The sequence below is a fragment of the Parabacteroides sp. AF48-14 genome (genome assembly GCF_003477465.1).
GTDB lineage: Bacteria > Bacteroidota > Bacteroidia > Bacteroidales > Tannerellaceae > Parabacteroides > Parabacteroides acidifaciens.
This window is the reverse complement of sequence record NZ_QUDI01000004.1, coordinates 83,359-107,862: the sequence shown is the minus strand read 5'-3', so window position 1 is coordinate 107,862 and position 24,504 is coordinate 83,359. Positions and strand designations below refer to the sequence as shown.

At 43.3% G+C, this 24,504-nt stretch carries 14 protein-coding genes and 1 pseudogene; 14 read left to right on the top strand and 1 reads right to left on the bottom strand.

Going from position 1 to position 24,504, the window contains the following annotated elements; all coding sequences use genetic code 11:
• Positions 1 to 170: 170 nt before the first annotated feature.
• From DW083_RS03245 to DW083_RS03195, 11 genes and pseudogenes are all read left to right on the top strand, one after another.
• Positions 171 to 3,661, top strand: a pseudogene (locus DW083_RS03245) (TonB-dependent receptor).
• A 23-nt stretch (positions 3,662 to 3,684) separates the two neighbouring features.
• Positions 3,685 to 5,178 (top strand): RagB/SusD family nutrient uptake outer membrane protein, encoded by a 1,494-nt coding sequence (locus DW083_RS03240; protein ID WP_122331402.1) that lies wholly within the window; start codon positions 3,685 to 3,687, stop codon positions 5,176 to 5,178.
• Between the two features lie 308 nt (positions 5,179 to 5,486).
• Complete coding sequence (locus DW083_RS03230; RefSeq protein ID WP_122331401.1) at positions 5,487 to 6,398, top strand: glutaminase; 912 nt, start codon at positions 5,487 to 5,489, stop codon at positions 6,396 to 6,398.
• Positions 6,399 to 6,461: 63 nt separating this feature from the next.
• A complete protein-coding gene (locus DW083_RS03225) occupies positions 6,462 to 8,615 on the top strand; it encodes an alpha-N-acetylglucosaminidase (protein WP_122331400.1) in 2,154 nt (717 codons plus the stop codon).
• Between the two features lie 10 nt (positions 8,616 to 8,625).
• Positions 8,626 to 10,221, top strand: a complete 1,596-nt coding sequence (locus tag DW083_RS03220; RefSeq protein ID WP_122331433.1) for a glycoside hydrolase family 31 protein — start codon at positions 8,626 to 8,628, stop codon at positions 10,219 to 10,221.
• A 352-nt stretch (positions 10,222 to 10,573) separates the two neighbouring features.
• Positions 10,574 to 11,131, top strand: coding sequence for an RNA polymerase sigma-70 factor (locus tag DW083_RS03215; RefSeq protein ID WP_115499318.1), 558 nt, complete (start codon positions 10,574 to 10,576; stop codon positions 11,129 to 11,131).
• Between the two features lie 56 nt (positions 11,132 to 11,187).
• On the top strand, positions 11,188 to 12,147 hold the full coding sequence (locus tag DW083_RS03210) for a FecR family protein (RefSeq protein ID WP_233551725.1): 960 nt from the start codon (positions 11,188 to 11,190) through the stop codon (positions 12,145 to 12,147).
• A 226-nt stretch (positions 12,148 to 12,373) separates the two neighbouring features.
• Positions 12,374 to 15,733, top strand: coding sequence for a TonB-dependent receptor (locus tag DW083_RS03205; protein ID WP_122331399.1), 3,360 nt, complete (start codon positions 12,374 to 12,376; stop codon positions 15,731 to 15,733).
• A 12-nt stretch (positions 15,734 to 15,745) separates the two neighbouring features.
• Positions 15,746 to 16,234 (top strand): RagB/SusD family nutrient uptake outer membrane protein, encoded by a 489-nt coding sequence (locus DW083_RS22485; protein ID WP_233551724.1) that lies wholly within the window; start codon positions 15,746 to 15,748, stop codon positions 16,232 to 16,234.
• Complete coding sequence (locus DW083_RS03200; RefSeq protein WP_233551723.1) at positions 16,228 to 17,700, top strand: RagB/SusD family nutrient uptake outer membrane protein; 1,473 nt, start codon at positions 16,228 to 16,230, stop codon at positions 17,698 to 17,700. Before DW083_RS22485 ends, DW083_RS03200 begins: the two co-directional genes overlap by 7 nt.
• Positions 17,701 to 17,729: 29 nt before the next feature.
• Positions 17,730 to 18,206: a hypothetical protein gene (locus DW083_RS03195; RefSeq protein WP_122331398.1), complete on the top strand. Its 477-nt coding sequence runs from the start codon at positions 17,730 to 17,732 to the stop codon at positions 18,204 to 18,206.
• A gap of 213 nt (positions 18,207 to 18,419) precedes the next feature.
• Here the strand turns inward: DW083_RS03195 and DW083_RS03190 are convergent, their stop codons facing one another.
• Positions 18,420 to 19,214 (bottom strand): phosphatidylinositol-specific phospholipase C/glycerophosphodiester phosphodiesterase family protein, encoded by a 795-nt coding sequence (locus tag DW083_RS03190; RefSeq protein WP_122331397.1) that lies wholly within the window; start codon positions 19,212 to 19,214, stop codon positions 18,420 to 18,422.
• A 139-nt stretch (positions 19,215 to 19,353) separates the two neighbouring features.
• Between DW083_RS03190 and DW083_RS03185 the strand changes: the two genes are divergently transcribed.
• From DW083_RS03185 to DW083_RS03175, 3 genes are all read left to right on the top strand, one after another.
• The gene (locus DW083_RS03185; RefSeq protein WP_115499325.1) at positions 19,354 to 19,968 is read left to right on the top strand and encodes an RNA polymerase sigma-70 factor; all 615 of its coding nucleotides are present in this window, start codon (positions 19,354 to 19,356) and stop codon (positions 19,966 to 19,968) included.
• A 135-nt stretch (positions 19,969 to 20,103) separates the two neighbouring features.
• The gene (locus tag DW083_RS03180) at positions 20,104 to 21,102 is read left to right on the top strand and encodes a FecR family protein (RefSeq protein ID WP_122331396.1); all 999 of its coding nucleotides are present in this window, start codon (positions 20,104 to 20,106) and stop codon (positions 21,100 to 21,102) included.
• A gap of 48 nt (positions 21,103 to 21,150) precedes the next feature.
• A complete protein-coding gene (locus tag DW083_RS03175) occupies positions 21,151 to 24,372 on the top strand; it encodes a TonB-dependent receptor (RefSeq protein ID WP_122331395.1) in 3,222 nt (1,073 codons plus the stop codon).
• Positions 24,373 to 24,504 lie beyond the last annotated feature (132 nt).

Here is a 24,504-nt window from a genome sequence, read left to right as displayed (position 1 = left end):
ATATAAAACAATGCTAATCTTAGAGAGGATAAAATGAAATGAATACCAGTTAAGTCTAATAAAAAAGAAGAGAAAATCTTGCCGGATCTTCTCTTCTAAGTAAAAAATGCGTGAATCAATTAAACTCCCATTGCCGTGGGATGATGTTTAATCTTTTAACAATCAAAAGTATGAATAATCAACGTATAGTTGTTTCTGTTAATCTGAAAAGAACTATAAAAATCATGAAATTAACACTTGTTATGTTGTTGGTTTGTCTTTCATCGGTCGTCGCATCGACCTATGCACAAACTGCAACTGTAAATGTCTCTGCCAAAAATGCGACTTTGGAGAGTGTATTAAAGCAAATAGAGAAACAATCCGAGTTTTTGTTTTTCTATAACCTGGAAGAGATCAATAAGAATGAAAAGATCTCTATTAACAAGAAAAATGCGAATATTCAGGAAGTCTTGGATGCTATTGCAGCTAAGACAGGACTGAAGTACACAATTAAGGATCGTCATATCGTGCTTACTTCGGATGATGAAACCAAGTCAGTTTCTTCTGTTGCCATAGTCAACCAGACACGTAAAGTTACGGGAACCGTAAACGATGCATTCGGACCGGTGGCCGGAGCGAATGTGATCCAGAAGGGAACGACTAACGGCACGACTACCGACATGGACGGAAACTTCTCTATCGAAGTACCGGAAAATGCGATTTTACAGATTTCTTTTATCGGTTATCTTCAACAGGATATTCCTGTAAAAGGTAAAACCACGATAAGCATTCTTCTGAAGGAAGACACGCAGGCCTTGGAAGAAGTAGTTGTGGTCGGCTATGGTACGATGAAGAAAAAAGACTTGACCGGTGCTGTTGCTTCCGTTAAAATGGATGATGCTCCCGTCGGAACGGTTTCTACGATTAGCCACGCCTTGGCCGGTAAAGCTGCCGGTTTGCAGGTGAATACAGTCAGTGCACAGCCTGGTGGCGGTTCTAACTTCCGTATCCGTGGCGCTGCATCTGTTAATGCAAGCAATGATCCGTTGATCATTATTGACGGTTTCCCTGTCAGTTCTCCGAATGAAGATAAGTTGAAAACCGGTAAATATTCCAGCGGAACGACTGATAATATTCTGGCTTCGATCAACCCGAACGATATCGAATCGATCGAAGTGCTGAAAGATGCAAGTTCTACTGCGATCTACGGTTCACGTGCCGGTAACGGTGTGATCATTGTGACTACCAAGAAGGGTAAGACAGGAGCGCCGAAAGTCACTTATTCGGGAACAGCAACCGTACAGACGCTTGCTACTGATTATGACATGCTGAACGCATCCGATTTTATGATCCAGTCCAATCGTTATCAGAAAGAACAATGGATGAAAGATAACGGTATCGGTATTTATGGCGGCAAGAGCGAAGCACAGGCTTCTTCTCCTTATACTCCCCGCTATACGGATGCCCAGATTGCCAATCCGGCCAATAACACGAACTGGTTCGACGAAATTACCCGCACAGGTTTCCAGACTCAGCACAACGTCTCGATCAATGGTGGTACGGAAATGACCAAGTATCTGGTATCCGGTAACTTCTTCAAGCAGGAAGGTGTTGTCAAGAACAATGGAATGGAACGTTTTACAGGCCGTGTGAATTTGGAACAGCAGGTTAGTAAATATGTGAAGGTGGGTGTGAACATGACATTGTCCAGAAACCAGATGGATAACGTTCCTCTGGGTTCCGGCCAGAATGAAAATGCCAGTATCATGGTTGCCGCAGCCCAGTTTAATCCGATTTTGGCGATTAAAGATGCGGATGGCGAATATGTATTGAACAGTGAAGCTGCTTTCTTGCCTAACCCGGTTTCTTTGCTTGAAATCACGGATAAGACAATAAAAGAAAGATTATTGGCTACTTCATTTATTGAAATAAAGCCGATCCAGGATTTAACTTTGAAGGCTAATTTGGGTATTGACCGTAATTATCAGAAACATAAGGTTTATCTGCCGAAAACGACTCTTTACGGTGCAAAGAAAGATGGTCAGGCAGATATTGCCCAATATGACAAATCGGATTATCTGATGGAATTGACGGCTAACTATACGAAACGTTTCGGCGATCATAACCTGAATGCTTTGGTTGGTTATTCTTTCCAGCGTTTTACGGATGAATCTTTGTCTGCCGGTAACAGCCAGTTCCTGATCGATGGATTCCTGTTCAATAACCTGGGAGCAGGTGCTTATCCGAAACCAAGTGTCGGTTCTTCTGCTTCTAAAGACGAGATGGCATCATTCTTCGGTCGTGTGAACTATTCATTCAAAGACCGTTATCTGTTGACAGCTACACTGCGTGCCGACGGTGCTTCAAACTTCGCCAAGAACAACCGTTGGGGTTACTTCCCTTCAGTTGCAGTAGGTTGGAGATTCACGGAAGAAGAATTTATGCAGCCGTTGACAAATGTTCTTTCCAGTGGTAAACTGCGTCTGAGCTACGGACAGACCGGTAACTCCAATATCGGAAATAAGGCGATCTCCTATTATAAAACAGGATATAACAATGAATTTGGCGGTACTGAATCTGTAGGTGTTTATCTGAGCCAGATGGGTAACCCGGATTTGAAGTGGGAAACAACAACAGAATGGAACCTTGGTTTGGATATGGCTTCTTGAACAATCGCCTGAATGTGACGGCTGAATATTTCCACAGAGTCGTTTCCGACCTGTTGAGCGAACGTACGTTGTTGTCTTACAATGAAGTGAGCAAAATCTCGGCAAATATCGGCGAGACACAGAGTCAGGGTTTTGAGTTGACAATCAATTCGAAAAACATTGAAACAAGAGACTTTAGCTGGAGTTCCGACCTGACATTCTCATTCTATCGCGATAAGTGGAAAACCCGTGACGATAGCTGGAAACCGGCTGCTTATTCCCAGTATAATGCTCCGATCCGTTATTATTTCGGTTATAGAGCGGATGGACTGATCCAGGAAGGTGAAACGGTTGATTGGATGCCGGGTTCTGTTCCCGGACAGGTAAAGATTAAAGACTTGAACGGTTACGTTTACAATGAAGACGGAACAATGAAGGTTGATAAGAACGGTATTCCATTGAAGAGCGGTAAGCCTGACGGTAAGATCGATGAAGCCGATATGGAAATTTACGGAAGTAAAGACCCTGGCTATCTGATGGGTTTCAACAATACATTGCGTTGGAAGAACTTCGACCTGAATGTTTATTTCTACGGACAGTTTGGTCTTTGGAATGTCGGTTCTTATAAAGATTTGTGGTTGACAGGTGCCGACGGTATGACCGGTATTGTCAATATGTATCGTGGTTACAATATGCCGGTTTCTGCGAAAGACGTATGGTCTCATGACAATACTTCTGCAAGCCGTCCGGGATATTTCCAGGATAAGAGCCCGGTTCCGGCAGGTAGCACAAGTACCGGTAAGATCGGTGACTACTATCTGGAAAAGAGCTGGTTCATCCGTTGTCGTAACATTACGTTAGGATATACAATCCCGATGAATAAGAGTCTGCTTTCTAATGTACGTGTTTATGCAGATATCAACAATCCGTTCATGATCACTCCGTATAACGGTCTCGATCTGGAAACAGATAACTCTGTATGGGCTTACCCGAACGTGAGAAGTTTCAGTATTGGGTTGGATATAACATTTTAATTAACGTCTAAATAAAGAATAAGATGAAAAAGTTATTATATATATTATCTGTATCGTTAGCAAGTACTGCGTTTCTGCCGTCCTGTACGAATCTGGAATCGGAAATGTATGATGTGATTAACCCGGGTATCTTCCCGGTTAATGAAGATGATGCGAATGCATTGGTAACGGCTGCGGCTTATGCTCCGTTCCGTTCGAACTGGTACGATGGAATGTTTACGGCTGCCAACGGCGGTATCCATGTGATTGGAGATATGACGACGGATATCGGTTATTGCCAGTGGAATGATGTGTGCTGGCCTGATTTGCTGGACGTGAATTTCAGCTCGACATCCGATTGTCCGACGAAAATCTATAAGAACCATATCAATTTCATCGGTAAGATGACGTTGGCGCTCGACCGTATCTCCGGAATAGAGATGAAGGAAGAAACCAAAAATCGCTTGAATGCAGAGCTTTATTGCGGACGTGGTTGGTTAGCCTATATGTTGTATGATTTTTACGGACCGATCCAGATCCCGACATTGGAACAGTTAAACGATCCGCTGGGTGAACAGATTATCCCGCGTGTTTCCCAGGCTGAAATGGTAACCTTTATCGAAAACGATCTGAAGGCTGCGATCGCTGTACTGCCGGCTACTTACAAGGTGACGGACAGCAATTATGGCCGTTTCACAAAAGGTCTGGCTTATACGGTTTTGATGAAGTTGTATATGCATGAAAAAGAATGGGCAAAAGCTGAAGAATGCGGTCGTGAGCTGATGAAACCTGAATATGGCTATTCTTTGATGGCAAACTATAAAGATATCTTTACGCTTGAAAACGAAGGAAATCCGGAAACAATTTGGGCTGCCGTATGTAGCAGTAGTGTAAATCAACAACTTTGGCTGGCACACGTATTGTCAAGCCAATATCCGACAAGAAATGAAAGTATCCAGAAATGGGGCGGTTACCGTGTATTATGGGACTTCTATCATACATTTGATAAAAGTGATAAACGTCTGGAAGTCTTGGTCGGTGAATTTGTAGGTACGGATGGTGTTCTTTATAATGAAGCCAATCCTGGAACTGTACTGCAGACAGGTGCAATGCCGGTTAAGTATGGTGAAGATCCTGCTGCTACGGGTGAAGAAAGCCAGATCGACTGGATCGTTTACCGTTATGCAGATGTTGTAACACTCTTGTCTGAAGCGATCGTCCGCAAGAATAATGCCGTTAACCAGGAAGCTCTCGATTTGCTGAATATGGTTCGCACACGTGCCGGTCTTACTGCTTACACGCTTTCGGATGTCAAGGATGTTCAGGATTTCCTGGATAAGGTATTGGAAGAACGTGGCCATGAACTGTGGTTTGAAGGTGCACGCCGTACAGACTTGATCCGCCACGGAAAATATATCGAGTATGCACGCAAATATAAAAACTCTGTGACTGCACAGGATTATATGACGCTGATGCCGCTTCCTCAGTCTGTTATCAATGAAAGTAAGGGACAGGTAATCCAGAATCCGGGTTATTAATCCGATTCTCTTTGGTGTCTATATTTAATTTTAAGGAAAGGGCCGCTTCATTTGCGGCCTTTTTTCTCTCTGCTAACAAGTAAAATCATGAGTAACCTGGAGGTTACCGGGCTATACCGGAAAAAGGATTGCAAATCACATCCATTGAGCCGGAACGCTTGCAGGTGTCCGAAGGAAAAGCTACCTTGCGCGACATTGACGGACATGTGACACGTGAATTGTTGTACATACCGGCCTGCCGGATGTTTTGCTGAAAGGACGGGAGGCTACATTAATAATATCAGACTAAAACAAGATCAGACTAAGACATGGATTACCAACAAATTCTTGAGAATATCTATCTGAAGATACAGCCTTATGCACAGGTTGGCAAGCAGGCAGATTACATCCCGGCATTGGCAAACGTCGATCCGGATCAATTCGGTATGTGTATTAATACAGTACAGGGAGAGGTCTTTATGCAAGGAAATGCGACGACCCGCTTCTCTATCCAGAGTATATCGAAAGTGTTTTTATTGGCCATGTGCCTTAGTTTCGAAGGGGAAGAACTGTGGCGGAGGGTAGGAAAAGAGCCTTCCGGCACAGCCTTCAATTCGTTAGTCCAATTGGAAGTGGAGAAGGGGATTCCCCGTAACCCGTTTATTAATGCCGGCGCTATCGTATTGGCCGATGTCTTACTGAAGCATTTGAAGCATCCGAAAGAAGATTTCCTTCGTTTTGTCCGGAACCTGTGTGGGAATGACTCTATTTCCTACAATGAGGAAGTGGCCCGGTCTGAACGGGAGAAAAGTTATTTGAATGCAGCGATTGCCAATCTGCTGAAATACCATCACAATATAGAGGGGGAGATAGAAGAAGTACTTCATTTCTATTTCTTACAGTGCTCCATAGAGATGAGTTGTCATGATTTGTCCAATGCGTTTTTAGCTTTCGCACATTATTCTCCTTTCGAGTATGGGGAAGTTAAGCTGACCTCTTCACAAGTCAAACGCATGAATGCCATTATGCAAACATGTGGCTTTTATGACGAAGCGGGTGAGTTTTCCTATCTGGTCGGATTGCCGGGTAAGAGCGGTGTGGGCGGAGGCATTGCCGCTATTTATCCGCAGCGTTATTCGGTCGCAGTATGGAGTCCCCGGTTGAATCAGAAAGGGAACTCGGTGATGGGAATCAAGGCGCTGGAATTGTTGACTACGGAGACGGAGGATTCGATTTTCTGATAAACAAAAGTGGAATAATGGCTTGTAAGTAGTAATAATAATTGATTGTCTAAACATATTCGAATGAGAATTATTCATATCCTCGGCATGTTGCTGATTGCGCTTGCCGTGAAAGCCGCTTCTCCTATCGAAGGGCTGTTGGAACGCATTGATAGAGGTGCGTCGCGTAAATTTGTGATTGAACAGGTGAAATCGCCTGTTGATTTTTTTGAACTTGACCAGAAAGGCAACAAGGTGGTGATCCGGGGGAATAACTATGTGAGTATCGCTTCCGGGTTGAACTGGTATCTGAAATATTATGCCGGAGTCCATCTTTCCTGGAACGGTATGCAGGCAAAACTGCCAGAAGTACTGCCTGCTGTGAAACAGAAGGAACGTCGTGAAACGGATATGAAGTACCGGTATGATTTTAACTATTGTACCTTTTCCTATACGATGGCGTTCTGGGATTGGGAACGGTGGGAGAAAGAAATCGACTGGATGGCCTTGCACGGTATCAACCTGCCGTTGGCAATGGTCGGGACAGACGGTGTCTGGCAGAATGTGCTGAGCAAGCTGGGCTATACGAAAGAGGAGATCAACGAGTTCGTGGCCGGTCCGGGTTTTCAGGCCTGGTGGCTAATGAACAACCTCGAAGGTTGGGGCGGACCGAATCCCGACAGCTGGTATAAGCAGCAGATAGCCCTTCAGAAACGTATCATCGGACGGATGCGCGAATATGGCATCGAGCCTGTCTTGCCGGGCTATTCCGGCATGGTTCCCCACAATGCAAAGGAAAAATTAGGATTGAATGTTTCGGACCCGGGGCTGTGGAACGGATATCGCCGTCCAGCATTCCTGCAACCGACAGATCCGCGTTTCCAGGAGATTGCTTCCTTATATTATAAGGAGATGAACAAACTGTACGGCAAAGCGAACTATTATAGCATGGACCCGTTCCATGAAGGCGGAAGTGTAGCCGGTGTGGATCTGGACGCCGCCGGAAAAGCAATAATGCAGGCGATGAAGAAGAATAATCCGAAAGCTGTCTGGGTGGCCCAGGCATGGCAGGCGAACCCTCGCCCGAAAATGATCGGGAATCTGGAAGCCGGTGATTTGATCGCGTTGGATTTGTTTGCTGAAAGCCGTCCCCAGTGGGGCGATCCCGAATCGACCTGGTACCGGAAAGACGGTTTCGGGCAGCACGATTGGATTTACTGTATGTTGCTGAACTACGGCGGAAACGTCGGATTGCACGGGAAGATGAAACATGTGATCGACGAGTTCTACAAAGCAAAGGAAAGTCCGTTCGGCAAGACTTTGAAAGGTGTCGGCATGACGATGGAAGGAAGCGAGAACAACCCGGTTATGTTCGAACTGTTGACCGAACTGCCTTGGCGGCCGCAGCATTTCGACAAGGACCAGTGGTTGAAGGAGTACACGGCAGCCCGTTATGGGAAAAGTAATCCGACCGTGCAGGAGGCCTGGATCTTGTTGAGCAATTCCATTTATAACTGTCCGGATGCAAATACGCAGCAGGGAACGCATGAATCCGTATTTTGTGCCCGTCCAACCGAACACCCGTATGAGGTTTCGAGTTGGTCGGAAATGAAGGATTATTATGATCCGAACGATGTGATCCGCGCGGCTGCCCTGATGGTATCCGTTGCCGATCAGTTCAAAGGAAATAATAATTTCGAATATGATCTGGTCGATATTGTCCGCCAGGCGATCGCCGAGCGGGGACGCCTGACGGAAAAGGTGGCGGAAGCGGCCTATGCCGCCGGTGACAAAGTGCTGTATAAAGAAGCTGCCGACCGCTTCCTGCGGCTGATCCTTCTACAGGATGAACTGTTGGGAACACGTTCCGAGTTTAAGGTCGGAACCTGGATCGGCCGTGCCCGCAGTCTTGGAAATACTGCCGGAGAAAAGGACCTGTATGAATGGAATGCCCGTGTACAGATAACTACCTGGGGGAACCGCAATGCTGCCGACGACGGAGGCTTGCGCGACTATGCCCACCGGGAATGGAACGGTATCTTGAAAGACTTTTATTATATGCGCTGGAAAACCTGGTTCGACTATCAGATGCAGCGGTTGGAAGGCAAGAATCCTGCCGAAATCGATTTTTATGCAATCGAAGAACCTTGGACAAAAGCGACAAATGCCTATCCGAGCGAACCGGAAGGCGATTGTATTCCGACGGTAAAACGTATATTTGCAGAAATATTTGACTAATCATTATATCATGAATCAAAAAACAATTTATCTTCTTTTACTGGCTCTTTTGGCATTGCCCTGCTTTGCCGGAAGCAAGTATGAATCGAAAATATCTTCTCTTGCCGGAGAAAAGTGGTGGGGCGGCATGGTTGCCTTAGGCTCGAAGATGCCTTTTGAAGGGGACTTGCGCCTGTTCGACCTCTCTGCCGAGAACCTGAATAACCAGAATGTGCCGTTGCTGCTTTCTTCCGAAGGACGGTATATCTGGAGCGACAAGCCTTTTTCTTTTAAGGTGGAGAATGGGGAGCTGCGTCTCTATTCCGATTATGAGAAAATGGAGCCGGTCCTGGCGGGGCGGACATTACGGGATGCTTATATGGCGGCCTCTACTAAATATTTCCCGCCTTCGGGACAGCTGCCGGACCCGCTGTTCTTCTCCATGCCGCAGTATAATACCTGGATCGAGCTGATGTACAACCAGAACCAGGAAGATATCCTGAAATATGCGGATAACGTGTTGGAGAACAAATTCCCGGTAGGCGTCTTTATGGTGGATGATAACTGGCAGAAATACTACGGTAATTTCGACTTCAAGCCCGAACGGTTTCCCGATCCGAAAGGGATGATCGACCGTTTGCACCGTCAGGGTTTCAAGATCATGTTCTGGATTTGCCCGTTTGTCAGCCCGGACAGTCCCGAGTTTCGCGAACTTCAGCAAAAGGGGTATCTGATCAAGAAGAAAGGGACGAATGCCGCAGCGATCATTCCTTGGTGGAACGGATACAGTGCTTGCTATGACCTGAGCAATCCGGCTGCGGCCGAACATTTGAAACAACAGTTGCGCGGTATGCAGGAAAAATACGGTGTGGACGGATTCAAGTTCGATGCCGGTGACATCGGGCACTATAATGATCCGGAGCTGGAGTTTTACGATAAGTCGGCCACTTCGGTAGATATGTGCCAATATTGGGCGAAGATCGGTTTGGACTTCCCGTTCAATGAATATCGTGCCGGATGGAAGATGGGCGGTGAGGCATTGGTACAACGCTTAGGTGATAAAGACTATTCCTGGAAGGCTGTCGGTCTCCTTGTCCCGGATATGATTGCCGCCGGATTGCTGGGCTATGCGTATGCTTGCCCGGATATGATCGGCGGAGGACAGTTCGGCTCTTTCTTAGGTGTGGACCAGACGAAGCTCGATCAGGAACTGATCGTCCGTTCCTGCCAGGTGCATGCGTTGATGCCGATGATGCAATTCTCGGTAGCCCCCTGGCGCATTCTCGACGAGAAACATTTGGCTATCTGTCGCGACTATGCGCATCTGCACGAAAAGATGGGGACCTATATCCTCGAACTGGCCCATCATGCCGCCGAAACCGGTGAGCCGATCATCCGCCATATGGAATATGTATTCCCGCATCAGGGTTTCATCGATTGCAAGGACCAGTTTATGTTGGGCGACAAATATCTGGTTGCTCCCGTCTTGACGAAAGAACATACCCGCACAGTCATGTTGCCAAAAGGCGTATGGCTGGACGATACAGGCAAAAAGTTCAAGGGACCGAAAACAATCGAAGTAACGGCACCGCTGGAACGTTTACCCTGGTTTGAGAAAATAAAGTAGGAAGGGTAGCCTTCTTACTACAAAATGAAAAATTTGCGACCGGAAGGGTTCCGTCTAAGGACAAAATGAAAAATTTGTACTTAGACGGAGCCCTTCTTGCTATAAAATGAAAAAATTACAGATAGATGGAACCCTTCTGATCCTGAAAAAATCTTTTTGTAATCAGATGGAACCCTTCTTGTGCAGAATGTCACCGTTTGTAATCAGATGGAAGCCATCTTAGATGAAAAATAACAAAATGTTACATTCGGGGCTGCGGCTTTGATTGGAGCGGTGCAATTGATGATGGATTTTTGGGCAATATGTTTAATTACAAAAAATTGTCATATCTTTATCGATCAAAAGAAAAGCCATGGAGACAACAACCTCGGATATAAAAGCTTTTAATAAGTTGTTTGCTGATTATCATGGATTGTTTGTGCGTTTCGCCAACACGTATATTCAAGATGATGCGGCAGCTGAGGATATTGCTGTCGAGGGAATTATGTACTATTGGGAAAACCGCCATACGCTTGCTTCCGACTCGAATATTCCGGCCTATATCTTGGAAACGATCAAACATAAATGTCTGAATTATCTCCGCCACCTTCGTGTCCGTGAAGATGTGGAGCAACGTCTTCGGGAGCATCAGCAACGCGTGACTAACCTGCGTATTGTCACCCTCGAAGCCTGCGACCCGCAGGAAATTTTCAGTGACGAGGCCCAACGCCTGGTGGACGAGGCTTTGGCGATGATGTCCGATAAAACCCGGCAAATCTTTATCATGAGCCGCTATGAGAATAAGACTTATCCGGAAATTGCCGCCCATTTCTCCCTGTCGGTCAAAAGTGTCGAATTTCATATATCCAAAGCCTTGAAGATACTGAAGGTGAAGCTGAAAGATTATATGACAATAATCTTGTTTCTGTAAAAGAAAACCGTTTTCCGGGAAAACAATCTGTTTATTTAGGGGGTATCTTTGTTGAAGTGCTTATAGATATATGGACAGAAAAGTTTTACAACGTTTTTTTTGAAGGAACAGCTTCTTTTGAAGAGGAAGAGGCTGTATGCAACTGGGTGGATGCCTCCGATAAAAACCGGGAAGTGTTGATAAGGGAACGGAAATATTTTGATGTCTTGTTGCTGCGTAATGTAAAAAACTGCAAGATGAAACAGCCTGTTAGCCATTTCGCTCTGCCGGTTGCCATCAGAGAGTCATTGAAGGTTGCCGCTGCAATAGCCATACTGATCGTTTCTTCCCTTTATATATATAATACGGTAATGAAGCCGGTGCCTGTGGCAGCCCTGAATAAGATTGTCGTTCCTCCGGGTCAGCGTGCGAATATCACACTGTCCGATGGTACGAATGTCTGGCTGAATGCTTGCAGCGAGATGACTTATCCGGTTTCTTTTACGCAGGAAGCTCGTAACGTTTCGCTGAAGGGGGAAGCCTATTTCGATGTTTCTAAAGATGCTAAACATCCTTTTGTCGTGCAGACGGAAAAATGCGATATCAAGGTTTTAGGGACGAAGTTCAACGTCCAGGTCGATGAGTTGGATTGTGAATTTTCTGCCGCATTACTGGAAGGTTCTATCGAATTGACGAATAAAATAAAGCCGGGTCCTAAAATCTTGCTTTCTCCGATGCAGAAGGCAGAATGGAAGAATAATGAAATGGTTATCGATTCAATACGTAACCTGGATAATTATCGTTGGAAAGAGGGGTTGATCTGCTTTGAAGATATAAAGTTTGCGGATTTGATGAAGCGGTTTGAAACGGTTTATGATATACCAATTATCATTCAAAATAAGAAACTGAATAATTATAAATGTAGTGGGAAATGTAGAGTTGCAGACGGTATAGATTTTATTCTTCAGGTTTTACAGCGAAGTGCAGATTTTACCTTTGTAAGGAGTGATGATAATATGGTTATCTATATAAAATGAATGTTTAACTTTAAATTTAAAAATCTAACGCCTATGGAGTGAGTATTGAATAAACAAAAAAATGAATAATGGGAAAAAGGCGATGAATCCAGTCCATTCATCGCCTTGAATTAACACCAGTCTTGAAACTAATATTAATCATTAATTTTACAAAGTTATGAATAAAATACCTTTGTCGGGACTTTGTTTCGCAGCAAAATCACGATGTAAACATTTATTTAGGATTATGAGAGTAACCTATATCTTCTTGTTTGCGGTTATTTTCTGCTTGCATGCAGAAAATGCGATATCGCAAAAGATCACCTTACAAGGTGATAATCTTTCAGTAAAAGACTATTTGAATACTATTGAAAAGCAAACAGAGTATCTTTTTATCTATGATTCGGATGTTAATGTAAATCAGAAGATATCTATGGATATGGTTAATAAGCCAATCAAAAGTATTTTGGATAATTTGTCCAAACAACTGGATTTGTTCTATTCGCTGAAAGGATCTTATATTGTTTTGTCTACTCGTAAAATGCCCGCAGACATCAAGCAAGAAGGAAATCAACAGAAGAAAATAACGATATCCGGTACGGTAAGCGATAGTTTCGGCCCGATTGCGGGAGCGAATGTCATCGAGAAAGGGACGATGAACGGGATTATTACGGATATGGATGGAAAGTTTACTTTGGAAGTCTCTTCCGATGCCATTATCCAGTTTTCATTTATCGGATATGAGACACTTTCTAAAAAAGTGACTCCCGGAACAATGAATGTTACTTTGAATGAAGATACACATAAACTGGACGAGGTCGTCGTGATTGGTTATGGTACGTCGACGAAACGTTCATTGATTGCATCCGTATCTACTGTCAATGCATCGGAAATGGAGGCATTGCCCGTAACGAATATTACGCAGGGACTTGCCGGACGTGCTCCGGGTTTGATCGTGCAGGGAACAGGTGGCGGTATTAATAAAAAGAGTACCGTCAGTATTCGTGGAGGTAGTACTCCTTTGGTCGTTATAGATGGCGTAATTCGTGATTATGATGATTTTGTTGCTTTGGCTCCTGAGAATATAGAGAATATGTCTGTCCTGAAAGATGCATCCGCAACAGCTGTTTATGGTTCACGTGCATCCAATGGTATCTTGCAGGTTACAACGAAAAAGGGAAAAGAGGGTAAGCCGAGAGTGGATTATTCCTTTAATCAAAGTTGGTCTCAGCCGAATGTATGGCCTGAAAAGCTGAATGCACATGATTTTGCGTATAATCGTAATATCGCTGCGATGAATGACGGGACGGAAGTTCCTTATAGTGAAGAAGATCTTCGGATGTTCGCCGACGGATCGGATCCTTATGGGCATCCGAATACGGATTGGCAGGATTTAACGCTGAAAAATTTTGCGCCCCAACAGAAACATAATGTTACGTTAAGCGGGGGAACGGATATCAATAATTATTACGCCTCGATTGGATACATAAATCAACAGTCTTTGTATAAAAGCGATTCGCATTATATGAAACGTACTAATTTCCAGTTGTCACAAACGTCGAAAGTTAAATCGATCGGATTAAAAACAACTGCGCAGTTAGATGGATATTTGCAGAATCAATCTCATCCTTTTACTTCTACATCGGATGGATATGGAGGTGTATTTTCGCATATACAAAATAAATCTCCACTTGAAATCGGATTAAATAAGTATGGTTTGACTTATAATAATACTGATAACCCGATAGCAGAAACATCCAATGATGCAGGCTATAAGGATGCTAAGGAAAATGTAATCAACGGGCTCCTTGCTTTGGAATGGGATTTGCCTTGGGTAGAGGGGCTTAAATTGAGGGCTAAAGGAAATTATCGTTATTATATAAAGGAAAATAAGAATTGGAGAAAGGATGCTCCTCAATATGCCTGGGAGTCTGAAGAACCTACTTATGCCTCTAAACCTCAATTGGAGCAGATATCGGAAACCGGGAATGCTTGGACATTGCAGTATTTCGCCGAATATAATCGCACATTCAAGAAACATACAATCAACGTATTGGGTGGATACGAATACACGAGCAGCTTCGGACATAAGCAGGCATTGGTTCGTAAAAACTACGATTTTCCGATTGACCAAATTAATCCGGGACCGACTTCTACGATGGAAAATTCCGGCAGTGAATGGGAAAGTGGCCGTGCCGGTTGGGTAGGACAGGCTAAATATAATTATGATAACCGTTATTTTGCCGAGGCCAGCATCCGTTATGACGGCTCTGATAATTTTCCGAAAGATAATCGTTGGGGTACTTTCTATTCCGGCTCGTTGGGATGGTCTATTGCGGATGAAGCGTTTATGGAAACATTGCGGGAAACCAATGTGTTCAACATGCTGAAATTACGTGCTTCTTACGGACAGGTCGGCTTGGATAACTGGGGAGATGAAAATAATGTCTATCATATTTCTCGTTTTGCTTATCTTCCTTCTTACGGGCTAAACGGACAAGGATATGTGATTAACGGGAATTATGTACAGACATTTTATGAAGGAGGTTTGCCTTCTCCCGCACTTTCCTGGTTTACTACCAACCAGTTTGATTTAGGACTCGATTTCAGTTCTTTGAATAACCGTTTTTACGGATCTGTCGATTATTTCTATTATGCAACGAAAGGATTCCTTTATGCCCCTGATGCATTAACTGTTGGGTACACAGATCCGTTAGGGACTATGCTGCCTAAGGTTTCAACAGATGGCGAACAGCGTCGTGCCGGTTTTGAATTCCAGTTGGGATGGCGTGATAATATCGGTGATTTCCACTATGATGTATCCTTGAATTTGACGAAGTTCGATGAACTGTGGGTTAGTGATCCGACCGAATCATTGGAAAACAAAAAGAATCCATACAAGCGTACGACACAGCAAAAGGGTTTTTATAAGGATGATAGCAATAGCAATTTTCTGCAAAACCTGGGATATTACACGAATGCAAATGACGTTTATAACAGTGTACAGCGTGTCGGCTCTCATGATCTGACGGCTGGAGATATCAAATATTTTGATTTTAACGGCGACGGTGTAATTGATGATGCAGACCGTATCCGTTTGGGGAAAAATAGTTTTCCGCGTGCTAACTATGGTATTAATATCAATTTATCATATAAAGGCATTTCTTTTAGTACTTTGTTTCAGGGAGCTTCCCGCTTTGATATGTACTTAGGGGATGCTTTGAGAATGGCAAGTGCCCAGCTTACTACTCCGATGTACGATTTCCAGACAGATTACTGGACATCTTCCAACACGGATGCACGGTATCCTCGTTTGGTCTATTCACAAGGTATTAATGGAAACAACAATACAGCAGTAAGTAATTTCTGGTTGATTAATGGAGCATATCTTCGTATGAAGGATATCCGGATCGGATATGATTTCAAGAAGACTGTATTGAAAAAGCTTGATTGGCTGCATAGATTGAATGTTGCATTGAGCGGTCAGAATATTTTCACAATTTCTGAAGCTACCAAATTTGGAATTGACCCTGAAAACGGATCTTCTAATCATTACGATTATCCGAATGAACGGGTATTTGCGATTAATATTAATGTTGGCTTTTAAAAATAATAGATTATGAACAGATATATCAAATATGGTTTGTTATGTTTTGCGGGAGGATTGTTTTTGACATCCTGTGATGTAATGGATACAGAACCGAAAGAGTCGTATGATGAAAGTTTAGTATGGTCAAGTAAGGAGACGGCTGATGCTTTCGTTTATGATACGTATAATTATACAATCCGGTTATACGCATCAGAAAGTGCCCGGTTGGAAGGATATACTCCGAATGAAATACATAGTGACTTGACCAGCTTGGATGCTTTCCCGACAGAAGAAGGCATAGATCGCTCCTATGATATTTATGGTCAGTATAAACTATCTAAAAATAATGGGAATGATGAAGAGAATGCCGGTTTCGGTTTCTTTAAGAGTTTGCGTATGTGCAACCTGATTATAAAAAAAGCGGAAGATAGTGATTTTACAGAATCTCAGAAGGCTGAACTGATCGCGGAAGGTAAATTCTTGCGCGGCCTGGTCTTTTTCAAACAGGCACAATGGTAGGGCGTTTTGTCCCGATTATGAAAGTTCTTGAATATGATGACCAAGAAGCTTTCAAGACGCCATTGACCGGTTCGATTGCCGAAAGCTATGAATTGGTAATGGCGGATATTGAAGCTGCTATAGAAGACTTGCCGGAGGAATCTCTTTCCGGAAGTGTGAATAAGTATGTCGCTCATGCCTTCCGCAGCCGCATTGCCTTGCAGGCTTATGCATATACGAAAGATTCTAAATATATTGACAAGAGCATTGAATCGGCAACAGCTGTGATTAACTCCGGTAAATATACGCTGACAGACAATTATGGAAGTATGTTTCAGAATGGAGGTGGAAATAATAATGAAATAATTTTAGGTTATTACCGTCTTGCCATGAATACGGTTTGCAGTCGTTTCCCTGAAATGATAAATTGTGTTCCGAATGTGAATAACGACGAAATTACGAATTCAAATGCAGGACCGGCTCTTAAAGATGCGAACGGACGCTCGTTTGAAGGATGGGCTTCTTATTTCCCGACACAAGATCTTGTCGATCAGTACTTGGTAATAGATAAGGCAGACGGTGAAGCAAAAGTCTGGTATGAAACATCCCAGTATAAAAATAGTGTGGAGGACAAGAATCCCGCCTCTTTAAACCAGGGTGATTTTGTTTCGATTGAAGCGACTGGACGTCAGGTGCCGGATGCGGATGATATGGGAGCAACGGATAAAGGGCAAAAGATTGTCCGTTATGGCCAGGTGAAAGATGCTTCACGTATTAATGAGATTATGTATGAGAATAGAGACAAACGTTTCTACGGAACGATTGTCTATGATTCATGCACCTGGTTATCTGGCGAAACGGTAACCTTATGTTGCCAGGGAAATCTTTGGGCTGGTATTCGTAAGGATCAGGCCGACTCCTGGTATACGACTGCTTCTGGATATTACTGGAAGAAAGGAGTGTTTGATGTCTCTCCTCGTTTTTATGCCAGCAACAATACGGACTACCATTTTGTCCTTGCGCGTCTGGGTGAGATGTATATGAATCGGGCTGAAGCTTATTTGCTTAAAGGGGAAATCAGCAAAGCTGTTGCTGATTTGAATATGACACGTACGGTACACGGCGGCCTGCCTGCTTCTGTCGCTTCAAATGAAGAAACTGCATGGAAAGATTATATTCGTGAACGTCGTGTGGAAATGGCATATGAAGGTGGAGACTTATATTTCAGTTATCTGCGCTGGGGACAGTATGGCGGATATGCAAATGAAGGAACAGCTCCGGGCGGAATTATCCAGGCATTGAATGTCCCTGTACATAAAATCCAGATAACAAAAGACCGGAAACAATATTTTGTTGCCCAGATCGTAAGAAACAGGGCGTGGAATAGAAACTTCTCGACGAAAAGATATCTGCTCCCGATACCGCAATCGCAGATCGATAAGCGTTCTGCAAGTGGCATAATAGATGAACAGAACCCAGGTTGGTAAATCGAATTAACAATTAAAATATAAAGAAGATGAAGAAATATAGCTATTTATTATTCCTGTTTATTCTTTCTGCTTTTACTTCTTGTCTGACTGGCGGAATGAATGATCTGCCGGAATTTGAAGAAAATGATATAACCGGCATATACAGAGTGGAATATCGTTATATAAGTGACGATGTAAATCCTGCAAGTGGCGAAAAGAATGTGGTAAAAGTGGAATTGGGCAAGTCGAATATTGTAATAGACGATCAGGCTGGTACGATCAGTTTTGATGTTTCTGTCCCTGCTGCCGGAGGTTCGTTTCCTGCCGCAGAAAGAGAAAAATGCACAGTTAATAATATCGGTGTAATGGTTTCTATCTCCACTGCAGCCCGATTGTCACCTGTTGGCGAATCTCCGGTACTCGGAATTCCTGGAGATTGGTCCAAACCGAATAAATATATTGTAACAGCTGCTAATGGTGCACAGAAAGAATGGACTATATCCGTTTCTAAGTTTACGAAATAAATTATTAGGTTAGTTTGCTGCAAGTTAAGAGGGTATGCCTATGCGAAGGTATACCCTCTTTCTTGTAGTATAAATTCTGATTGATAAGATTTCTCTTCTTATGATTCATCAAGTGTGGCTGAAAGTTTCCTATATGTAAATTGCGAGAAAGTGCCGACACGCTGTTCCGTTTATAAGGAGAAATGAATTAGTTCTCCCTTATGTCCGGAATAGTTATTGCTTTGGCGTTTGCTGAAGTATCTCATCCAGCGCTTTCAGGTCATCCGCTCCGATCAGGTCTACGCCTTCCTGTATGAAGAGTTTTTTGAACAGAGGTTTGTCCGGCGCTCCCCACCAGCGGAAGAGCTTTCCTTCTGCATGGGTCTGGCGGATGTATTCGCGCATTTTTTCGAGTTTGTCGGCCGGTATTTCTCCGTCGCCTTTCCAATTGATATACTTTGAATAGTTATCGCTGATAACAGGCATTAGTGCAGCCGGAATCCCTTTTCCCAGATCGTCGATCGTGCCGTCGAGGAAGATGAAACGGTTGGTTTCGGCGGCAATTGCTTTACGCGGGCTTCTGCCCGACAGGTAGAACAGGATAGCCGCCTCCTGCAATTTTCCGTCTTTCTCATGGCAGAACAGGGATTCGTATGTTTCCAGTTTCTTTTTCAGGACAGGATACATCGCTTCGCCGTCTGTCTTGCAGTCCACCATCAGATAGAACGGACGGTCGCTGCCGGGATACACTTTCCCATTGTTCTTTTTGATCCGTTCAACCAAAGGCAGCAGATATAGTTTATCGAATGTGATATCCGGATTGGGGGCGATCGTGTCGTGCGATACATACAACTCCCCGTCTATGAGCCACAAGTCCGCTTCCACACAGTTGAAGTTAAACGAAAGAGCATCGAATAGCGGATGAGTACGTTCGTAATCATTGTGGGAGAATGCATTGTAATGGACTGTCTGGGCTTGCAATGAACAAGTGAGCAGGCTGATGAATAGCAAAAAAATTCTATGTTTCATATGGCTGATTATTTATGCGGGTAAAGATAAACAGTTTTATTTGTTTTCTAAGAATATTGTTTACATTTGCCTTGATCAATCGAATAAACCATGAACAGGGAGATAAGGTATCGCTCATGGAATAAGCAGAATTTCTGATATGAAGAACTTCACAGACGAGAAAATATTATTGCAGGAGATAAAAGACGGAAACGGCGAAGCATTCGAGTTCCTGTTCAACAGTTATTATCCTCGATTGCGGGGATATGCCGCTCGTTTTGTGAATGACGACGAAGCTGTCCGGGATATTATCCAGGAAAGTTTTCTGAAGTTCTGGGAGAAACGCGATCTGATAGAAGCAGTCTCCGTCTCGTCCCTTCTTTTTGCAATGGTGCGGAATGCCTGTCTCAATTATTTGAAACATCTGCGGCTGGTCGAGCAACATAGCCTGGAACATTTGGATGCGGTAGCCGGGCAGGAAGAACTTTATTATTGGGATTTTAATCTGGGCCCTGAACATACCCTTCTGTATAAAGAACTGCAAGAACAGGTCAAGATCGTAATGAATGACCTGCCGTCGCGTTGCCGCGAAGTTTTCGAGATGAGCCGCTTCAGGAAAATGAAAAACCGGGAGATTGCGGATGCTCTCCAGATATCGACTACGGCAGTCGAAAAACATATAGCCAAAGCTTTAGCCCGCTTTTCCGTACATTTCAAGGAAAAATATCCATTGGATATATATATTGCGATATTGGCCTGGCTTCTTGCTGATTAATGCGGGTGAAGTCATCGTTTTCATATCAGGATAATTAGACATTTATCTTGGTATGGAATTTTTTTTGCAAAATTCAAACCTCATAGGTTGGGTAGAATTTAATTGAGTTGTTACATCATATAGAAAGCAAAAGTAATGAAAGAACAGGAGATCGATAATCATCAGTTGGCAATACGTTATTTTGAAGGACGTATTTCTCCTTCCGAAGAAGAAATTCTTTTCCGGTTTGTAAATGCCGTTCCTGAAAATAAGAATGTTTTTCGCAGATGGGAAGAAGAATGGATGCTTTCCAGTAAACTTATCCCGGAAGTTTCCAATGAATGGAGACAGCTACAACGCCGGATGCGGGTACGTCAGTCATTAAGCAGTGTGTTTAGGACTAAACACAAGCAATTGCAGCGATTTATCGCAGTCGCTGCAATTGCTTTTCTCCTATTGTTGGGAGGAACGTACGGTCTCTACCAGTACCGGGCCGCAGACACCGCCGGCAATCTCTTTGCAATGGAAACTGCCTATGGCGAGAAAAGCAAGCTGATTCTGGCAGACGGCACAGTCGTATGGCTGAATGCCGGTTCTTCTTTACGTTATGCCGGTAATTTCAATACGAGAAATCGTGAAGTCTTTTTAACCGGCGAAGCCTATTTTGAGGTGACGAAGCAGTCGGATGGCACGCCTTTTACGGTGAATACCGATCATTATAGCGTATTGGTGAAAGGAACCAAATTTAATGTGTCGTCTTATCCTGAAGATATGCTGGCAAAGACGGCTCTACTGGAAGGTGCGATCGATATCTTATATCAAGGTAAACATATACCCGTTGCACCGGGTGAATTACTGAGTCTCGATAAGCAGAACGGTAGTTTTTCCCGTCAGAAAGTGCAGGCGTCCCAATATAAGTCGTGGACGGAGGGAAGAGTTGAATATGATAAAATCACACTCAACGAACTGGCAATCCGCTTATCCCGTAAGTACGATGTTCGGATTCATCTGGATGACAACTTGGAGAAAGAGGTCGCTTTCCGTGTCTCGCTTAGGAATGAAGAAACTGTCGGAGATGTTTTCCAGGCTCTTTCTGAGATCATTCCGATCCGCTACGAACGGCGGGGCAGGGATATTTATATCAAGAAACAATAGCGCAATTGTTAATATATTATTAAATCTAATTCTTTAATTTATTGGTTTATGTATAGAAAACATGTAGGAAGGGCTTTGATCCTTGCCTTGATGCTTTCTGGAGCTACCTCCATGAATGCACAGCGGATCACCCGGCAGTTTAAGAATGTTCCTTTAAAAGCTGTATTGGCAGAAGTAGAGAAAGAACTACAGTACTCCATCATTTATAAGACAGACGAAGTAAATGAGCGAAAACAGATCACGCACAATTTTAACGACGCGTCGTTGGAAGAAGTGCTGTCTGCCATATTGGACAACGGATTGACCTATTCCATTCAGGATAAGATGATCGTTATATCCAGGAAAGGAAATGCAGAACCCTCCGTTTCCCAGCAAAAACAGATCATCGTAAAAGGTATCGTGAAAGACGAAAACGGCGATCCTATTGCCGGCGCGAATGTAGTGGAAAAAGGAACGACTAACGGCACGATTACGGATATGGACGGCGGCTTTTCCTTGTCGGTATCCGCAGGTGCAAAGTTGAGTGTGACGTATATCGGTTACCTGAATCAAGACGTCGCAATAGGTAAAAACCAAACATCCTTGAATGTGCAGCTAAAAGAAGACACGCAGGCGTTGGATGAGGTGGTTGTGGTTGGTTACGGTTCTGTCAAAAAACGTGACTTAACAGGGTCTGTCTCGCAAATATCATCTTCATCGATTCAGAACCAGGCTGTAATGAAGGACCCGATGCAGGCTTTGCAGGGTAAGATTGCAGGGGCGGATATTACGATGGGAAATTCTCCGGGATCGTCTTCTACGATTGTGATTCGTGGATATAATTCGATCAATGCGGGTAATGATCCGTTAATCGTAGTAGATGATGCGCCGTTCGGCGGAAAAATAGATGAAATTAATCCGGCAGAGATTGAATCCATCGACGTTTTAAAAGATGCTTCTTCTACTGCCATCTACGGTTCGCGTGGAGCAAACGGTGTTGTTATCATTACAACTAAACGTGCACGTAAAGATGCTAAATTGTCTGTTAGCTATGATGGTTATGTCGGTGTATCCAAATCATTCAAGAATTACGATATGATGAGTGGTGAAAAGTATGCGGACTGGAAAAGAGTGGCAAATTACGGGAAGACCGATAAGGAAATATTTGACGATATTCAGTTGAATGCATTGAATACAGGGCAGTTCGTAGACTGGCAGGACTTGATGTTTAGCGGTACGGGATATAAGACGGATCATAATGTTAGCATTAACCAGTCAAATGGGCGTAACCGTAATATGTTGGTATTAGGTTATAATAAAGATCAGAGTATTATTGACAATATGGGATATGAACGTTTCTCGGCCCGTATCAATGGTGACATGGAATTGGCTAAGAATTTGACGGTCGGATATTCTTCATTGTTGGCATTAACGACGCGCAATAACGGGGACAACAGTGTATGGAAATACGGTACCGTACTCGATCCATTGACGCAGGTTTATGATGAGAACGGAGATTTGCGTTTTTATAATAGCGGTTGGTATCAGACTGTATTACACTCAAATCCCATGTTCGATACTGATAAGAACAATGTGGATAATAAAGAAAAACGTAGTCGTGTCCTTTTAAACCTGTATGCGGACTGGGAGATAATCAAAGGATTGAAATTTCGCACGAGTTTGACGTATGGTTTATCCTCTATTGAGAATGGAGTTTATAAGAGCTCAACTTCGCAATCCCGGCAATTAGCTTCATCTTCTGCTGAATTTAAAAAGACGAATGAGCAACAGATTACTTTCACCAATGTACTGAATTATAAGAAAGTGCTGGATAAACATGCGTTTGATGTCTCATTGGTACACGATATGCAGACATCCAGAAATGAGTTGGTGGGCCTGACCGGACAAGATATGCCGTATTTTGGCTCTTGGTATAATGTAAATGAAGCACCGGATGTCTATACGCGTCTTTCTTCTATCAAAAAATGGGCGCTTCTTTCATTTATGGGAAGAATTAATTATACGTTTAAGGATCGTTATCTGTTGACCTTGACCGGCCGTTATGATGGCTCTTCGCGTTTGGCAAAAGGTAATAAATGGGACTTTTTCCCCTCTGCTGCATTGGCTTGGCGTATGAATGATGAAGCTTTCCTTAAAGAGGTCGATTGGCTTTCGAACCTAAAGCTGCGCTTAAGCTGGGGTAATTCCGGCAATACGGCAATATCCGAATATGCAACTCAGGGTGCATTAGGTAAATATGTGTATTATTTCGGAACGACGGAACAATCGGCAATGGGCTATCTTCCTACCGAATTGGCTAATAATCAATTAGGATGGGAACGTACGGAAGAATATAATGTCGGTATAGATTTCGGATTCCTGAATAATCGGATTAGCGGTTCGATTGACGGATATATCCGGAATACAAGCGATTTGTTGATGAAACGTAATTTACCGGTCAACACTGGCTATGAATTTACCTGGCAGAATGTTGGTAAAACGCGTAATTCCGGTATAGAAATAGCCTTGAACACTGTTCCTGTCGTGACTAAAGATTTCAGATGGACTGTTGATCTTACTTTCGGCTATAATAAGAATGAAATAGTTGAACTGTTTAATGGAAAAGAAGACAGTCCGGGGAATAAATGGTTTATCGGAGAACCTCTTTATGTGGAACGCCTGTATAAATATGCAGGAGTTTGGCAGTATGGCGAGGAAGAAGAGGCGGCAAGATATGGACGTGAACCCGGAGCTCCCAAGGTGGAAGATGTAAATAATAATGGAAGCTATGATCAGGATGATTTATTTACATATAATAAAATACCGAAATGGACAGCCGGTTTATCTACAGGCTTTTACTACAAGAATTTCGATTTGAATATCTATTTTTATACGCGTCAGAAATACGGACAGGTTTTAGGTATCTTGACTGATGAGGCGGGCTCTACCCGTTATAATCACTTGAATGTTGATTTCTGGACTCCGGATAATCCCGCAAATGAATGTCCGAAGCCTGCCATTACAAATCCGCAGGATTTATTGACTTCCAGTGATTATGCCTATCGGGATTTGTCATTCATCCGTTTAAAGAATATCAATTTAGGATATACACTGCCTAAGGATATCTCCCGGAAATTCTACAGTGAGAAATTCAGGATGTATTTCATGGTTGAGAATCCTTATACATGGACAAAGAGTGATTATGTTGGGCTTGACCCGGAAAACTGTAATGCTTATACGGACCATCGCCCGCTGACATCATTTGTTTTTGGTGTGAATGCAACTTTTTAATCATCTAATGAGGAATATAGAATATGAAAATACTAAATAAGATTTTAATTGGTTCGTTATCTTTATTGGCTTTGTCTGCTTGTGATTTTTTGGACGAGACAGCATATAACAAGGTAACAGTCGGTAATTTTT

Excerpts from the sequence above, each read along its gene's own strand:
- DW083_RS03240 (WP_122331402.1), top strand. The coding sequence starts at position 3,685 with ATGAAAAAGTTATTATATATATTATCTGTATCGTTAGCAAGTACTGCG.
- DW083_RS03230 (WP_122331401.1), top strand. The coding sequence starts at position 5,487 with ATGGATTACCAACAAATTCTTGAGAATATCTATCTGAAGATACAGCCT.
- DW083_RS03225 (WP_122331400.1), top strand. The coding sequence starts at position 6,462 with ATGAGAATTATTCATATCCTCGGCATGTTGCTGATTGCGCTTGCCGTG.
- DW083_RS03220 (WP_122331433.1), top strand. The coding sequence starts at position 8,626 with ATGAATCAAAAAACAATTTATCTTCTTTTACTGGCTCTTTTGGCATTG.
- DW083_RS03215 (WP_115499318.1), top strand. The coding sequence starts at position 10,574 with ATGGAGACAACAACCTCGGATATAAAAGCTTTTAATAAGTTGTTTGCT.
- DW083_RS03205 (WP_122331399.1), top strand. The coding sequence starts at position 12,374 with ATGAGAGTAACCTATATCTTCTTGTTTGCGGTTATTTTCTGCTTGCAT.
- DW083_RS22485 (WP_233551724.1), top strand. The coding sequence starts at position 15,746 with ATGAACAGATATATCAAATATGGTTTGTTATGTTTTGCGGGAGGATTG.
- DW083_RS03200 (WP_233551723.1), top strand. The coding sequence starts at position 16,228 with ATGGTAGGGCGTTTTGTCCCGATTATGAAAGTTCTTGAATATGATGAC.
- DW083_RS03195 (WP_122331398.1), top strand. The coding sequence starts at position 17,730 with ATGAAGAAATATAGCTATTTATTATTCCTGTTTATTCTTTCTGCTTTT.
- DW083_RS03190 (WP_122331397.1), bottom strand. The coding sequence starts at position 19,214 with ATGAAACATAGAATTTTTTTGCTATTCATCAGCCTGCTCACTTGTTCA.
- DW083_RS03185 (WP_115499325.1), top strand. The coding sequence starts at position 19,354 with ATGAAGAACTTCACAGACGAGAAAATATTATTGCAGGAGATAAAAGAC.
- DW083_RS03180 (WP_122331396.1), top strand. The coding sequence starts at position 20,104 with ATGAAAGAACAGGAGATCGATAATCATCAGTTGGCAATACGTTATTTT.
- DW083_RS03175 (WP_122331395.1), top strand. The coding sequence starts at position 21,151 with ATGTATAGAAAACATGTAGGAAGGGCTTTGATCCTTGCCTTGATGCTT.